The organism is Providencia sp. PROV267, from assembly GCF_028477825.1.
In the GTDB taxonomy this organism is placed as follows: Bacteria; Pseudomonadota; Gammaproteobacteria; order Enterobacterales; family Enterobacteriaceae; genus Providencia; species Providencia stuartii.
This window is the reverse complement of sequence record NZ_JAMPLX010000007.1, coordinates 201,737-217,061: the sequence shown is the minus strand read 5'-3', so window position 1 is coordinate 217,061 and position 15,325 is coordinate 201,737. Positions and strand designations below refer to the sequence as shown.

Sequence of the window (15,325 nt, the reverse complement as noted above, 5' to 3'; positions counted from 1 at the left end):
GCAATGGATCATAGCAGCGTTAAAGTTGCTCTTGCGCAATTTAACTCTTTACTTGGTCAAAAGCAGCATAATTTAGAGCGGATGGCCGCATTCTGCCATCAAGCTGCGGAGCAAGGTGCCAAATTAATCTGTTTTCCTGAACTGGCTACAACAGGCTATCGAGGCGATTTGCTTGCGACCCAACTATGGGATCTCAGCGATGATGAAGGCAGCGAAACTTATCGCTTGTTTAGCGCACTAGCGACGCAATTGGATCTCACTATTGTTAGTGGCTTTGCTGAGCGAGGAAGCTACTTAGGCGAGGTTTATAACGCTGTTGGGGTGTGGAATCCAGGTTGTGAAGGTGTCAGCGGGGTCTACCGTAAGGTCCACGCATTTGGCATTGAAAAACAATGGTTTAGCAGTGGTAATAGCTATCCGGTATTTGATACTCCATTCGGTAAGATTGGTGTGATGATCTGTTACGACATGGGGTTTCCTGAGGTGGCTCGTATCTTAACCTTAAATGGCGCTGAATTGCTGCTCGTGCCTTCTGCATGGCGTATTCAAGATAAGGATATGTGGGATATCAATACCGCGTGCCGCGCTTTGGAGAATGGTAGCCACTTATTAGCAGTTAACCGTTGGGGGAATGAGGAAGATCTTCATTTATTTGGCGGTAGTAAGATTGTAGGGCCTCGTGGGCAAGTGTTAAGTGAAGCCAGTTGTGATGGTGAAACGTTGCTCATTGGTGAGGTTGATTTTCGAGTTCAGGCTCATACGCGTTTGAACATTCCTTATTTAAGAGATAGAAAACCACAAAGCTATGAGGCGTTGGTGCAGAATTCTCAGGTTACAGGTGAGTTATGAGTATTCTCTCAAGTGTTGTCGATGTATATCGGTTGTTTCTTCGCTCCGGCGATGAACTGACGGTGACAACGTTAGTGAATGAATTGGGAATGCCAAAAAGCTCAGCATCACGTTTATTAAAACAGATGGCAGAGCATGGTTTGCTCGAAAAGAAAAATGATGCGCCCATTTATCGTCCGGGGCTGATCATTATGGAGTTAGCGCATCGCGCTCGGGGTATGAACCCGTTGATTGATATGGCGCTTGAATCACTCGATGAACTGACCAAAGAAACGGGGTTCACCACTTATGTCTCTTTAAGAGACAAAGATAAGGTAAGAGTCGTGCATGCACGTATTGGTAATAGCATGCTTCAAGTGATCACTCAGCCGGGAACAAAATTGCCTATAGCGGGAACTTCTACAGGTAAAGCGTTATTAGCTCGTTACTCTTTGAGTGAACGTGAAGTGATCATTTGCCAAGAGCCGCAAGAAAAGCAAGACAAGCTACGCCAAGAGTTAAATCAAATTGAGGAACGAGGCTGGGCATTTTCAATTAATGAGTCCGTTCCGGGGGTCGCCTCTGTCTCAAGTACCGTGTATGACCCTGCGCAAGGTACACTCTATGCCTTATGTTTGAGTTTACCTGCATCGCAAATTACCTCTGAATTATTGGCGCAATTAGCGACAAAAATATGTCATAAGGCATCCTACCTTGGCAGTATGGTAGGTGACCCTTATTGGTTAAAACGTAGTAGTGAATCATAAAATAAAAATATTATATTTATTGTGCGTGTATGCGCCTTCACCAGGAAATAGGCTAATTTTTGACGGTTATACACCAACCATTAAAGGAGAGTGGTGAGATCGAGAGAAATAAGCTGAAAAGTAGTACATAACAAGGGAAATATATGAGTTTAAAGCAGACCCTGTGTGCTTACGAGTTAATCGATAGCGCCGTTGTTAATGGGGATGATATTGTCGCTTTGTTTAAAAACTTTACTACCATTGAAGCATCATCAAAAACAGTGCGAGATGGAAAAGGGCAAAGTGATTTTGTGCGTATCGTGATCCCAGGTACTCATGGTAAACGCCAAGGTAACCATGCCCCAACATTGGGGATTATTGGGCGTTTAGGGGGTATCGGAGCGCGCCCATCTCGTATTGGGCTGGTTTCTGATGCTGATGGCGCTATTGCTGCCATTGCGACGGCATTAAAACTTGCCGAGATGAGAGAAAAGGGTGATGTCCTCATGGGGGATGTGATCATTACGACGCATATTTGCCCAACAGCGCCAACACGTCCTCATAGCCCCGTTGATTTTATGGACTCACCACTCAACGATGAGACGATGAATGAAAATGAGGCTATCCCAGAAGCGGATGCTATTTTATCTGTGGACACGACAAAGGGAAATAGGCTGATCAACCATAAAGGTTATGCCTTGTCACCAACGGTAAAAGATGGCTATATCTTGCCTGTTTCTGAGGACTTACTTCATTTGATGGAGTGGAGCAGTGGGCAGAATGCGGTGACGTTCCCACTCGCGGTACAAGATATCACGCCTTACGGCAACGGATTACATCACATCAATAGTATTATGCAGCCAGCAGTCTCAACAACAGCCCCTGTTGTTGGTGTGGCTATTTGTACGCAGACAATTGTGCCGGGTTGTTCAACAGGCGCTAGTCATGAAGTGGATATTGCCGCATCGGTGAAGTTTATGATTGAAGTTGCGAAGGCATTTGGTAGCGGTAATTGCCAATTCTATGATGAAGAGCAATTCGCACTGCTTAAATCACTTTATGGTGATGTCTCTTTTTTACAAACCCACGGCCGTCCTCATTGATATCAAAAGATTGATATTAAAAAATAGACACAGTTAACGACCAATCATGCAAACCAGTTATTGCTAAATGAAAAGTAATTAACTGTGCTCTATTACACGGGGGTTATTCTTGAGGCGTTGCCTCTGCACTTGTATGATTCAACGTACTGCTTTCAATCGGAATGATGAGGTTGGCATGGTTCCCTTTTGGGCCAGTATTAATACTAAAATTGACTTTCTGACCAGCTTTTAATGTCCTGTAACCTTCCATTTGTATACAAGAATAATGAGCGAAAATATCTTCGCCCCCATTTTCTGGGCAGATGAAACCAAAGCCTTTGGCGTTGTTGAACCATTTAACTGTACCTGTCTCCATACATCGTCCTTCGTATTTACAAGTTGTGTTTGACATAAATGCATAACCACTATGCATCGACTAAGTATAATTACACATATTGACTGTCTGCAAATCATACTGTAGTGAATTGCCTTCGGACGTCAAGCGATCAATTTGCTGATTTTTGGCGAAGTGATAAAAATTTGATATGGCTAACGCTCTCCAGTTTATTAATTTTGAAGCAGATCACAAAATTTAGGCCATATGAGTTGCGTTAGGTTGCGTGTTACACTGTTATTAAGCGGAAACAGCAATTGATAAAACAAATGATTTTATTTATGTTTTATTGTTATCTTGATTAATAGAAATCATTGATAATAAAGGCTATGCTTAATAAATCTTAACTCCGAGCACGACAAGTAATGAGCGATTTTCTTGGTACATTTAAAACAGATGTTGTTTTTAAAGATGAAGTGGAGCAAGTTTTACAGCCCCCTTCGATGTATAAGGTTATATTAAATAACGATGATTACACTCCAATGGATTTTGTTGTTGAAGTGTTGCAAAAATACTTTTCTTTTGATGAAGAACGCGCTACACAGATAATGTTAGATGTCCATTTTCAGGGGAAAGGGGTTTGCGGTATCTTTACGGCAGAGGTTGCGGAAACAAAAGCGGCACAAGTTAACAGCTATGCGCGCGAACATGAGTACCCTTTGTTGTGCACAATAGAAAAAGTGTGAACTCGCTAATATCAATTTTGGGAGGTGCTTATGCTCAATCAAGAACTGGAGCTGAGTCTAAACGTCGCATTTGCAAAAGCGAAAGATAATCGACATGAATTTATGACAGTGGAGCACCTGTTGCTGGCATTATTGAGTAATGCGTCAGCACGTGAAGCATTGGATGCCTGTAAAGTTGACCTTGTTGTTCTGCGACAAGAGCTTGAGCACTTTATTGCGCAAACGACGCCACTGTTGCCTGAAAATGATAATCGCGATACTCAGCCAACATTAAGTTTTCAACGCGTTCTGCAACGTGCGGTCTTCCATGTTCAATCATCGGGTCGTAATGAAGTAAGTGGCGCTAATGTACTGGTCGCAATATTCAGTGAGCAGGAGTCACAGGCAGCTTATTTATTGCGTAAACATGATGTAAGCCGTTTAGATGTTGTCAATTTTATCTCCCACGGCACGATTAAAGGGGAAGCTTCGGCATCATCCGAGCAAGATACGCCAAACAGCAACGTCAATCATGAAGAACAGCCTGTTTCTGATGATCATATGGATAATTTCACAACCAATCTGAATCAACTGGCTAAACAAGGCAAAATTGACCCGCTGGTAGGGCGTCAGGCAGAGCTAGAGAGAACGATCCAAGTTCTTTGCCGCCGTCGCAAAAACAACCCATTGCTGGTGGGAGAATCTGGCGTTGGTAAAACAGCGATAGCGGAAGGGCTAGCATGGCGCATTGAGCAAGGGGATGTCCCCGAGGTCATGAACGGCTGCACTATCTATTCATTAGATATTGGTTCTTTATTAGCAGGCACTAAATACCGAGGTGATTTCGAAAAACGGTTTAAATCACTGCTAAAAATGCTGGAAAAAGACAGTAAAAGCATTCTATTTATCGATGAAATTCACACGATTATTGGGGCTGGTGCAGCGTCTGGTGGTCAAGTTGATGCGGCAAATTTAATTAAGCCATTGTTATCAGGTGGCCGTATCCGTGTTATTGGTTCAACGACTTATCAAGAGTTTAGTAATATTTTCGAAAAAGATAGGGCGTTGGCACGCCGCTTCCAGAAAATTGATATTGTAGAGCCAACAACCGAAGAAACGGTACGTATCATTAATGGATTAAAACCGAAATACGAATCACACCATGATGTTCGTTATACGGCAAAAGCCATTCAAGCCGCGGTTGATTTGTCGGTTAAATACATCACGGATAGGCATCTGCCAGACAAAGCGATTGATGTTATCGATGAAGCAGGCGCTCGGACACGTTTGGTTGCACCTAGCAAACGTCGGAAAACCATTGGTGTGCCTGAGATTGAATCTGTGGTTGCGCGTATCGCACGTATCCCAGAAAAAACCGTCTCTTCGAGCGATAAAGAGCGCTTAAAAACGTTAGATTCACGCCTGAAAATGCTAGTGTTTGGGCAAGATGATGCGATCACCGCATTAACAGAAGCTATTAAAATGAGTCGAGCGGGGTTAGGCCAAGATCATAAACCGGTAGGCTCCTTCTTATTTGCAGGCCCTACTGGGGTAGGTAAAACGGAAGTCACAGTCCAACTCGCTAAGGCATTGGATATAAAATTATTGCGCTTTGATATGTCTGAATATATGGAACGGCATACCGTGAGCCGCTTAATTGGTGCACCTCCTGGGTATGTAGGGTTTGATCAAGGCGGGCTTTTGACGGATGCGGTGATTAAACATCCACATTCTGTTGTGCTGCTTGATGAAATTGAAAAGGCGCATCCCGATGTGTTTAATATCCTTCTACAAGTTATGGATCACGGCACACTGACAGACAATAATGGGCGCAAAGCCGATTTCCGTAATGTGATTGTTGTCATGACAACCAATGCAGGGGTTCAAGAAACACAGCGCCGCTCAATTGGCTTTGCAGAGCAAGACAACAGTACGGATGCGATGTCTGAAATTAAGAAAGTCTTCTCGCCTGAGTTCCGTAACCGTCTTGATGGCATTATTTGGTTTAATTCATTATCCATGGATATCATCATACAGGTGGTGGATAAATTCATTGTCGAGCTACAAGCACAACTTGATGAGAAAGGTGTTTCGATTGAAGTTAGCCAAGAGGCTCGCCGCTGGTTGTGTGAAAAAGGCTATGATAAGGCGATGGGAGCCCGACCTATGGCACGTGTGATCCAGGATAACCTGAAAAAACCATTAGCAAATGAGCTACTGTTTGGTTCGTTAACTAATGGCGGCTCAGTACGTATCGGGCTTGATAATAAAAGTAACACACTGACATATAGCTTCAGTAGCGTGCACAAGGCCTCTCCGGAGGATGCGGTATTCTGACAACAAATAGACCACAGGTGTCTTGTGCACCTGTGGCTGTATCAGGCCTTGCCTGAAGAGATAGAATCAGCGGCTACGGAAAATGATACGGCCTTTGCTCAGGTCGTACGGAGTTAACTCTACAGTTACCTTGTCGCCTGTCAGGATGCGGATATAGTTTTTACGCATTTTTCCAGAAATATGGGCAGTCACAACGTGACCATTTTCCAGTTCAACACGAAACATTGTGTTTGGCAGGGTATCCAGTACTGTGCCCTGCATTTCAATATTGTCTTCTTTGGCCATCTAATCCTCTAAGTCTAATAACCATGATTTTTAACGGGCAAGATAATGCCCAAAAACCCTCACTAAGTAAAGAAATGTTGCATTTTAAAGCGATTTTTCTTGAACAGTATGGGCATAAAATAACGTAAAGCCAAAATTCGCTATTCGAATAATGGCGGTATTTCAATCGATTGCGGTAACCAGCAGGCGGGATCAATCGCTTTGTTACGCCACCGATAAAGAATATGTAAAAAATCCCGACGGGATATTTCTTTTGCGCCTAATGAGGCGGTATGGTGGTTAAGTACCTGACAATCAAAAAGCTGCCCATTATAGCGCAAAAAATGAAAATAAAATGTAATAAAAGCAAATTTGGAGGCATCATTCATCCGACTGAACATAGATTCCCCACAAAATAGGTGCCCCATGTTCACGCCATACAGGCCGCCAACCAGTTCTTCACCATACCACGCCTCAATAGAATGAGCGATCCCCTGCTCATGAAGTGCCTGATACCCCTCACGCACCTCAGGTAAAATCCATGTTCCTTCGTCACGTATCGCACAAGCTGCGATGACATCTTTGAAGGCATGGTTGACAGTGACGCGATACTTTTGCTTTCTCAATAACTTTTTCATCGAACGGCTAATGTGCAATTCGCCAACCATTAAAACCGCTCTAGGATCGGGTGACCACCATAATGGCATTTCGCCCGGGTTAAACCAAGGGAAAATGCCATCATAGTAGGCAGCCTTCAGCCGATCTGGCGCTAAATCGCCACCAATAGCTAACAGGCCATTAGGTTCCCGCATCGCTTCATGGACGGGCGGGAACAGATAGGAGTCATCATCGAGCTGGTACATGATGTGCCTCACAGGGCCTGCTGTTGTAAATGGCGCTGGCGAAACTGAAAATAGCGGCCTTTTAAATCTAAAAGCGCCTGATGTGAGCCTTGCTCAACAATTTCACCGTTATCCATCACGCAAATAGTATCCATTTGCTCGATACCTTGCATGCGATGGGTGATCACAATTAGTGCCTTATCGGCACATTTCTCTTTTAACAGGGCAAGGATCTGCTGCTCTGTTTGTGCATCAAGCCCTTCGGTTGGCTCATCCATTAAAATTAATGGCGTATTATGTAATAGCGCTCGAGCGATCCCTAAGCGGCGCTGCTCTCCACCCGATAATTGTCGACCACCTTCACCCATCCAAGCGTTAAGTTTTTGCTCATTTTCCAACAAATTACCAAGACCAACTTGGTCTAACACCTCAATGAGCTGTTTGTCGGTTGCCTTATCGTTAGCGAGCAGTAGATTATTACGCAAGGTATCACTAAAAATGTGTACCCGTTGTGGAACGACTGACATGAGCGAACGCAGTGCTTGTTCACTATAGTCACTAATATTTTGACCATTAATTTTGATCATACCACTATCAACATCCCATGCTCGAGTGAGTAATTGCAAAAGTGTTGATTTCCCACAACCTGTTTTACCTAATAAGGCGATGTGTTGCCCCGGTAGCAGTGAAAGCGAAACCTGTTTTAAAACTGCGAAAGGTTGCTCGGGGTAAGTAAATGAAATATTGTCGACAACAAGGCTTTCCAATTGGGGAAGGGATAAACCGTTGTCAGGGAATGTTACCTCTGGTTTGGCATCAATTAGCTGAGAAACACGTTCAGCAGAAGCAATCACTTGCCCCATATGCTGAAAGGCAACGGCGACAGGGCCTAAGGCTTCAAAAGCGGCCAGTGCACAGAAGACAAATAAAGCAATGAGTGCTCCTGGGTTAGTATTCCCCCCCACATGATCTGCCGCCATCCACAACAACAAAGTAGCAGTAAAACCAGAGGCAAATAGAATAATGGCTTGAGATACCCCTGTTAGATTGGCTTGCTGTTGTTGGCGCACTTGCCATTGGCTTTCAATATTTGCCAATGTTTGGCGAAAACGGGGAAGCGCTCCAAACAAAGTCAGTTCCGCTTGCCCTTGTAAAGCGGATGTCAGGACAGTGCGGTAATGGGCACGTAAGTAAGTCAGCTCTTGTCCGATGGGCTTACCTGCACGATAAAAGACAAACGGTAAGGTAAATAATAAAAACAGCATAATACAACCGAGTGTCCACGCTAGGCGAGGGTCAAGGAAGCTCAACCCAAAAATCAGGACAAAGATCACGACAAAAGCAGCAAAAATCGGCGATAAAACACGTAAATATAGGTGATCGAGGGTTTCGACATCCGCCACAAGGCGGTTAAGAATTTCCCCTTGGCGGAAGCGGCTGATCCCCCCCGGTGAGAGCGGTAATATTTTACTAAAGGCGAACACACGTAAATGGGCCAAAACTCGGAATGTGGCATCATGGCTAACCAGTCGTTCGGCGTAGCGACCTGCGGTCCGGAAAATAGCGGCACCACGGACACCAGCAGCAGGCAGCATATAATTAAAATAATAAAGCCCCGGAAAACCTGCAATTGCCGCCCCTGCGAGGAACCACCCTGATAGAGTAAGTAGCCCAATACTGGCAAGTAAAGTCACGATGGCTAAGATCATGCCGAGCAGGATCAAAAACCAGTGTCGGCGATAGAGAGCCAAAAAAGGTAATAGAACTCGCATTATCAAAGCTCCTCACTACGGTGAGCCAACAAGCGGGCAAACGGCCCTTCCGATTGGCTCAATTGTGCATAATGACCACGCTGAATGATTTGACCATTTGCCATCACCCAAATTTGGTCGTAATTAACCGTTTCTTCGAGTAAGTGGGTGACCATAATTGTCGTTTGCTGTTGAGCTAGTTGATTAAGGGTATGCATGACCCGTTTTTCACTGTGAGCATCAAGGCTAGCAGCTGGTTCATCCAGTAATAAAATACGCGATGGCTTTAAGAGTGTACGCGCGACAGCAACACGTTGAGCTTGCCCAACGGATAGCCTAGCAGCATAGTCGCCAAGGCGTGTATTTAAGCCATCAGGTAGCATAGGGAGAAACTCGGAAACATAGGCATCATCAATGGCTTGTTGTATTTCAGCCTCTGAAGCAGTCGGTTTACCTAAGCAGATATTCTCGATAAGCGTTTGTTCTGGTAAATGAGGGTTTTGACCCACCCAGCCAATTAATGCACGCCATTTATCTGGGCAAAGCTCTTTTAGCTCATCCCCATTAATTTTAATCGAGCCTTTATAGGGAAGAAAACCTAACAAAAGATTGAGTAAAGAGCTTTTCCCGGCACCACTTTGCCCGACAACAGCGATACGCTGTTGTGGCTCGATAGTAAAATCGAGAGGACCGACAAGACGTTGACCGTCGTGGGAATAGATTTCTAACTTATTTGCTTCAATTTGAATGGGTTTATCTTGCGGTGTCTTATCCCCAGTTTCTGTTTTTTGTTCGCCATCGCTTTCTAATAATGTCACCAAACTTTCTGCTGCGCCTACCGCTTGAGCTTTGGCATGATAATAGGTGCCTAAATCACGTAGAGGTTGGAAAAACTCAGGCGATAAAATTAATGCCAGAAAACCGGCAAACATGGTGACTGGTAACCCATAGCTTCCAAAATTTAATTCGCCAAGATAGGAAAAACCGAAATAGACGGCTACGATAGCGATTGAAATTGAGGCGAAAAACTCAAGCACACCAGAGGAGAGGAAAGCCATTCTAAGGACTTCCATGGTTCTTGAGCGAAAGTCTTCGGTAGATTCACGAATTTGTTGCACTTCTGCTTTTTCACGGAAAAACAGTCGTAATGTATCTAAGCCGCGTAACCGGTCGAGAAAACTACCGCTGAGGCGACCTAAAGCAACAAAGTTACGTCGGTTAGCATCTGCGGCACCGAGTCCCACTAAGGCCATAAAAATGGGGATCAATGGGGCGGTTGCAAACAAGATTAAGGCGGCGGCCCAGTTAAATGGGAAGATGGCAATCAAGATCATAATAGGGATGATGCCAGCAAGATACATTTGTGGTAGATAGCGCGAATAGTACTCTTGCATATCTTCTATCTGCTCTAGAACGATAGTCGCCCAGCTACCGGCTGGTTTACCTTTTACCCATACAGGGCCTAGCGCTTGTAGCTTATTTAAGACCATGTTGCGTACTTCTTGGCGTACAACTTGACCACAACGAAAGCCCACTCGCTCTCTAATAACCGTTAGGAGTGCGCGTAGCACAAATACGGCAAGGAGTAGGATAAAAGGGGTCAGAAGTTGCTCTCGTGGAGTGTGTTCCATAATCAGAGCTTGCAATATTACCGCCAAGAACCACGCTTGTGCGATAATCAGCAGACCACTAACAACGCCTAATAGCATAGATATACGCAGCCAACGTTTTGCGGATGTACTATGCTGTTTCAACCAACGTACCAATTCAGTCTGTCTTGTTTTATCCATAATGATCAGTGTGCAGGTATAGTTTTATATTGAGAGTGTGCCGCTAGCTAAAATAAGCCAATGGATTAAAGCTTAACGGAGTTTTTACCTATCATAGCAGCTTATTCGCGATATGTTGCATAATAAAAGTGTGTTATTAAAATAGCACAGATGATTGTTATCAATATGTTTTATAAAGGTAAATGATAATTGTCATCCATGCAAAACTAAAATCAATAAGGTAGTTAAACCTGTTAGAGCGATGTCGGTGAGTTTACAAGATGTATGGCATTTAGCATACAAGGGATAAGCTGTAGGTTCATAACAACGAATGGCTTTACATAAATGAGTAAAGCCATTTATCACGCATAAATATTATTGCTCTGGTACCACTTGTAGCCATTCTTTAGGCACTAATTTAAATTGACCATTTAATAATTTATCCCATGCGTTATCTCGCTGTGCCACCGAATCATAATGACTGATTTGGTGATCAATAAACTTCCAATCAGTTATTTGATATTGCCAAATAGTACAGGCTAAAGAATCACTCTTAGGGGAAGCACGGCATATGATAACCTCATTTTGCCCATCTTGATTGATATCTGCCATAAAACCTAGGCAATGAGGTGGATGATAATTATTGATGCAGCTCGATTCGCGTGTTTGGGACCACCAACTTTCCGGCAATTCGGCACTATTTTTTGCGATAATTATGGCCTCTTTGGGGGATTTACTCATTTTTTCATTACCAATATCGATATCTGTATAGAGTAGAGCGGTGTAATTGGGATTTAATTTGAGCCTTTCGATAGCTTGTTGGCCTTTGGGCCCGAGTTCTTTTAAGGCAAAAGCGAGCCGAGGGTTAACGTCAATTTTACCATTTTCGATACTGGCTAATATGCTGTTTGCGGTAATACGGTTAAAATCAGCAATCGGACTATTAATCATAAGGATGGCAGCCATTAGCCCTACAATCCCTACTTTGTTTATGGTACCTAAAGATTTTGCCCAAAGCGTTCTTCGGCGAATAATAGCAAAGCTGTAGGCGAAAATAATGACGGTGAAAAAGAGTGCGATGCTAAAGGCATAGAGGCGAGAGACACTCCAACTGTATTGGTTGACACGCACTAAAATGCCGTAAAGTGAAAAAAGTGAGAAAAAATTCAATAAAATGATACTAGACAGCGTTAAGGTGTTTAGCCATGTAACACGTTGATATTGGTGGTGTCCATTCCCATAGGTCAAATTAATTAAAATGATATTTAAAGCCAAGAACCACAGTATTGCGCTAGCCCCCACCTCTAATATCGATAGCTTCATCACAAATGAAAATAAAAAACCACCGACAAATATGGCAGCAATAAGATGGAGTATTATCAGGAAAAAGCGGGCGATATAATGGATAAATTGGCTAAAGCGAAACTCAAATATTGAGCGTAAAAAAACCAGCCCAATATTAAATCCTAAAGTGAAACCTGAATATAAAGTAAAATTGTTATCAATAAGCTGACTAAGAGTAGAGAGATTGACAATCGTAAATAAAAAACTGGCGAGATAAAGTAAAATAACCAGAAGCCCACCAATGACGGTGGCAATAATCATTAATAGCGTATTTTTAATATAAAAATCGAGTAAGTGGCTATAATCAATATGCCATCTACCCACTAACTGACGTGTCTGCAACCAAGGTAGCAAAAAGAAAAAAAGAACAATTAAGGTAGCAAAGGCAGTAAATTGAGGTTGACTGTAACTTAATTCTAAGTTCTTTGCATCCCATAGCGTGATCCAGACTGTTAATACAGCAATGATCAAGATATTAGTATAGAAAATAGCTGATTTGGCATTCGTAATTAAGTAACTGACAGCAGAAGGTACAAAAATTGCGACCATAAAAGGAAGATAGGTATATGGGGCGCTTAAATTATAGATGAACGAGAATGAAGAGTCCGTTGACAATACAATCAAGGTCGATTGGATAATAGCAAGTAGAGCGACAAAAAGGTAGGCATAGCGGCTGATAGCTTCTCGTTGTATTTGTTGACCCATAATATTTCCTAGCGCGAATTGTCAAAAATAATGTATCAATAATTTGATTATTGTAGATTGATGGAGGAAACTCCCCTATGAACTTACTCTGAAAAAAAAGGAACTTATCCTATAAAGAGGGGGCAAAAAAGGCACCTATTTGAGGTGCCTAAAATGATCAGGATGGATGTGGTTATACTATTTTTTATCCGCTAAACCATCTAAGTAGCGTTCTGCGTCTAGGGCAGCCATACAGCCTGTACCTGCTGATGTAATTGCTTGACGATAAATATGATCCATTACATCACCTGCGGCAAAGACCCCTGGGATAGAGGTTTGCGTTGCATTACCATGTGTACCGGATTGCACTTTGATATAGCCATTTTCTAAATCTAGCTGGCCATCAAAGATAGCGGTATTTGGGCTGTGACCAATCGCGATAAATGCCCCCATCACCTCTAATTCTTCAGTTTCATCGGTTTTGGTATTACGCAAACGGACGCCTGTCACGCCCATATCGTCACCGAGTACTTCATCAAGTGTACGGTCGGTATGCAGCGTAATATTGCCGTTCTTCACTTTATCCATTAGGCGATCAACTAGGATTTTTTCTGCGCGGAAGCTATCACGACGGTGAACCAAATGGACTTCTGAGGCAATGTTGGATAGATAAAGGGCTTCTTCAACCGCAGTATTACCTCCGCCGACAACAACCACTTTTTGATTACGATAGAAGAAGCCGTCACAAGTTGCACAAGCAGAAACGCCACGGCCTTTAAAGGCTTCTTCAGAAGGTAAGCCGATATAACGCGCCGATGCACCTGTCGCAATAATCAGGGCATCACAGGTATATTCGTTTTCATCGCCAAAAAGACGGAAAGGGCGCTGCTTAAGATCAACCTTATTAATATGATCTGAGATAATTTCTGTTTGGAATTTGGTCGCGTGTTCATACATGCGATCCATCAAACCTGGACCAGTCAAGCCTTCAGGGTCACCCGGCCAGTTCTCAACCTCAGTCGTAGTGGTTAACTGACCGCCTTTTTCCACGCCAGTAATCAGAGCTGGACTTAAGTTTGCGCGTGCAGCATAAACTGCCGCTGTGTATCCTGCTGGGCCAGAACCCAAAATGATTAGCTTGCGATGTATGGCTGTGCTCATGAATACCTCATTTTCAGTATAAAAATAGCGATAATGGGATTGTAGGAGAATTGGCAAGCTAAAAAAAGTGATTTAAATACTAAGTAAATTATAGCTGAGCTATTTTTGCGATAGATAATAGTGATTAAAGTGAAAATTTAGTATGGCAAGTATGCTTATGTCACGTGGTAGGATTTTTAGGAATATTCCTGAATCCGGACAGCGAAACGTTTAAATAGAAAAAAAATCGAAATCTTGTACTGATTTTTATTCATTTGCTTTGACAATCGGCTGTGCATTTGCGAAAACATCTATGTAAGAGTTAATTATCTAGTAGACCAATGCAAATGGTGTGTTTTTGTTCTTGCCGGAAAGTTAACTTTACAGCACTTATAACTTAACAAACAGGTGATCATTGTGAACAGGGGTTCTGTTCACGTCGATTTCAGCATTGCGCATAAAATTTGCTCCTGAACACGAATACCTAAATAAATAAAGTATGAGCGAGGATGGTGCTGTTTTATAGGTGTGGAAAATAACAATTAGAGAAAGAGAGATAAAGAGATGATTGATAATAAAAAGCGTCCAGGAAAAGACCTTGACCGTATTGATAGGAATATACTTAACGAACTACAGAAAGATGGGCGTATCTCAAACGTAGAACTGTCTAAGCGTGTTGGTTTGTCACCAACGCCATGTTTGGAGCGTGTGCGTCGTCTGGAAAGACAAGGGTTTATTTCTGGCTATACAGCACTTTTGAATCCTCACTACTTAGATGCTTCACTCTTGGTGTTCGTTGAAATTACACTAAACCGTGGTGCACCAGATGTGTTTGAGCAATTCAACACAGCGGTTCAAAAGCTTGAAGAGATCCAAGAATGTCACTTAGTTTCTGGTGATTTCGATTATCTGTTGAAAACGCGTGTGCCAGATATGTCCGCTTACCGTAAACTGCTTGGTGAGACTCTTCTACGTCTACCGGGTGTGAACGATACTCGTACGTACGTCGTTATGGAAGAAGTGAAGCAAAGTAACCGCTTGGTTATTAAAACACGCTAATAGGCTTGTATAGTCTCATTTCTGCACAACATCATTTATGGTTGTCGCACTGCAGTTTCAACGCTGAGTTTACTCAGCGTTGTTCCGTTTTAGAGGCCAATATTTTATCTCTCTTAGCGCTTTTTTGACTCTGTTTCCGATTAAAGGCACAGCGTCGATATGATTTTTTCTGAAAATAGGCTAAATAGCTGTAACTCTTCGTTTTAATCTATTGATATTAAAGCCATAAATAATTAAGATTTTTAACGTAAAATAGAAATTGAATCCTCAACTGTAAGATGAAATACTGCATCTTGCTGTGTCTACAGTCGTTTAGTTTGCCTGAGAGGCAACAAGTCACGCACAAGAAGGTGATTGGTGTTAGAATGGCTTTCAATATGTGCTTATCATCATTGCGAATTCAAGTGAGTTCGTTTCGGC

At 42.8% G+C, this 15,325-nt stretch carries 13 protein-coding genes; 6 read left to right on the top strand and 7 right to left on the bottom strand.

Going from position 1 to position 15,325, the window contains the following annotated elements:
- Window positions 1-3 precede the first annotated feature (3 nt).
- From PR709_RS05655 to PR709_RS05645, 3 genes are all read left to right on the top strand, one after another.
- Window positions 4-849, top strand: coding sequence for a nitrilase-related carbon-nitrogen hydrolase (locus PR709_RS05655; protein WP_014657828.1), 846 nt, complete (start codon window positions 4-6; stop codon window positions 847-849).
- Entirely contained in the window at window positions 846-1,595 is a 750-nt protein-coding gene (locus PR709_RS05650) for an IclR family transcriptional regulator (RefSeq protein ID WP_004918066.1), read from the top strand. The genes PR709_RS05655 and PR709_RS05650 overlap by 4 nt, the downstream gene beginning before the upstream one ends.
- A gap of 143 nt (window positions 1,596-1,738) precedes the next feature.
- Window positions 1,739-2,677 carry a DUF1177 domain-containing protein gene (locus tag PR709_RS05645; RefSeq protein ID WP_014657829.1) on the top strand — a complete coding sequence of 313 codons (939 nt, stop codon included), beginning with the start codon at window positions 1,739-1,741 and terminating at the stop codon, window positions 2,675-2,677.
- Window positions 2,678-2,780: 103 nt separating this feature from the next.
- Here PR709_RS05645 and cspD read toward each other — a convergent pair whose 3' ends face one another.
- A complete protein-coding gene (cspD, locus tag PR709_RS05640; RefSeq protein ID WP_004918068.1) occupies window positions 2,781-3,032 on the bottom strand; it encodes a cold shock domain-containing protein CspD in 252 nt (83 codons plus the stop codon).
- 383 nt (window positions 3,033-3,415) lie between these two features.
- Between cspD and clpS the strand changes: the two genes are divergently transcribed.
- Together clpS and clpA are read left to right on the top strand one after the other, a co-directional pair.
- A complete protein-coding gene (gene clpS, locus PR709_RS05635; RefSeq protein ID WP_004918070.1) occupies window positions 3,416-3,736 on the top strand; it encodes an ATP-dependent Clp protease adapter ClpS in 321 nt (106 codons plus the stop codon).
- Between the two features lie 30 nt (window positions 3,737-3,766).
- Window positions 3,767-6,052, top strand: coding sequence for an ATP-dependent Clp protease ATP-binding subunit ClpA (gene clpA, locus PR709_RS05630; RefSeq protein ID WP_004918072.1), 2,286 nt, complete (start codon window positions 3,767-3,769; stop codon window positions 6,050-6,052).
- Window positions 6,053-6,118: 66 nt separating this feature from the next.
- Here the strand turns inward: clpA and infA are convergent, their stop codons facing one another.
- From infA to trxB, 6 genes are all read right to left on the bottom strand, one after another.
- Window positions 6,119-6,337, bottom strand: coding sequence for a translation initiation factor IF-1 (gene infA, locus PR709_RS05625; RefSeq protein ID WP_004244560.1), 219 nt, complete (start codon window positions 6,335-6,337; stop codon window positions 6,119-6,121).
- Window positions 6,338-6,477: 140 nt separating this feature from the next.
- Entirely contained in the window at window positions 6,478-7,179 is a 702-nt protein-coding gene (aat, locus tag PR709_RS05620; protein WP_004918075.1) for a leucyl/phenylalanyl-tRNA--protein transferase, read from the bottom strand.
- An 8-nt stretch (window positions 7,180-7,187) separates the two neighbouring features.
- Window positions 7,188-8,930: a heme ABC transporter ATP-binding protein/permease CydC gene (gene cydC, locus PR709_RS05615; RefSeq protein WP_014657831.1), complete on the bottom strand. Its 1,743-nt coding sequence runs from the start codon at window positions 8,928-8,930 to the stop codon at window positions 7,188-7,190.
- Window positions 8,931-8,932: 2 nt separating this feature from the next.
- Window positions 8,933-10,699 carry a heme ABC transporter permease/ATP-binding protein CydD gene (gene cydD, locus PR709_RS05610; protein ID WP_014657832.1) on the bottom strand — a complete coding sequence of 589 codons (1,767 nt, stop codon included), beginning with the start codon at window positions 10,697-10,699 and terminating at the stop codon, window positions 8,933-8,935.
- 354 nt (window positions 10,700-11,053) lie between these two features.
- Window positions 11,054-12,727 (bottom strand): DUF7057 domain-containing protein, encoded by a 1,674-nt coding sequence (locus PR709_RS05605; RefSeq protein ID WP_004918084.1) that lies wholly within the window; start codon window positions 12,725-12,727, stop codon window positions 11,054-11,056.
- Between the two features lie 177 nt (window positions 12,728-12,904).
- Window positions 12,905-13,867, bottom strand: a complete 963-nt coding sequence (gene trxB / locus PR709_RS05600; RefSeq protein ID WP_004918087.1) for a thioredoxin-disulfide reductase — start codon at window positions 13,865-13,867, stop codon at window positions 12,905-12,907.
- Window positions 13,868-14,410: 543 nt separating this feature from the next.
- Between trxB and lrp the strand changes: the two genes are divergently transcribed.
- On the top strand, window positions 14,411-14,905 hold the full coding sequence (gene lrp, locus PR709_RS05595) for a leucine-responsive transcriptional regulator Lrp (protein WP_004918089.1): 495 nt from the start codon (window positions 14,411-14,413) through the stop codon (window positions 14,903-14,905).
- Window positions 14,906-15,325: the final 420 nt, after the last annotated feature.

Coding starts and splice junctions, on each gene's coding strand:
- PR709_RS05655 (WP_014657828.1), top strand. CDS start 4: ATGGATCATAGCAGCGTTAAAGTTGCTCTTGCGCAATTTAACTCTTTA.
- PR709_RS05650 (WP_004918066.1), top strand. CDS start 846: ATGAGTATTCTCTCAAGTGTTGTCGATGTATATCGGTTGTTTCTTCGC.
- PR709_RS05645 (WP_014657829.1), top strand. CDS start 1,739: ATGAGTTTAAAGCAGACCCTGTGTGCTTACGAGTTAATCGATAGCGCC.
- cspD (WP_004918068.1), bottom strand. CDS start 3,032: ATGGAGACAGGTACAGTTAAATGGTTCAACAACGCCAAAGGCTTTGGT.
- clpS (WP_004918070.1), top strand. CDS start 3,416: ATGAGCGATTTTCTTGGTACATTTAAAACAGATGTTGTTTTTAAAGAT.
- clpA (WP_004918072.1), top strand. CDS start 3,767: ATGCTCAATCAAGAACTGGAGCTGAGTCTAAACGTCGCATTTGCAAAA.
- infA (WP_004244560.1), bottom strand. CDS start 6,337: ATGGCCAAAGAAGACAATATTGAAATGCAGGGCACAGTACTGGATACC.
- aat (WP_004918075.1), bottom strand. CDS start 7,179: ATGTACCAGCTCGATGATGACTCCTATCTGTTCCCGCCCGTCCATGAA.
- cydC (WP_014657831.1), bottom strand. CDS start 8,930: ATGCGAGTTCTATTACCTTTTTTGGCTCTCTATCGCCGACACTGGTTT.
- cydD (WP_014657832.1), bottom strand. CDS start 10,699: ATGGATAAAACAAGACAGACTGAATTGGTACGTTGGTTGAAACAGCAT.
- PR709_RS05605 (WP_004918084.1), bottom strand. CDS start 12,727: ATGGGTCAACAAATACAACGAGAAGCTATCAGCCGCTATGCCTACCTT.
- trxB (WP_004918087.1), bottom strand. CDS start 13,867: ATGAGCACAGCCATACATCGCAAGCTAATCATTTTGGGTTCTGGCCCA.
- lrp (WP_004918089.1), top strand. CDS start 14,411: ATGATTGATAATAAAAAGCGTCCAGGAAAAGACCTTGACCGTATTGAT.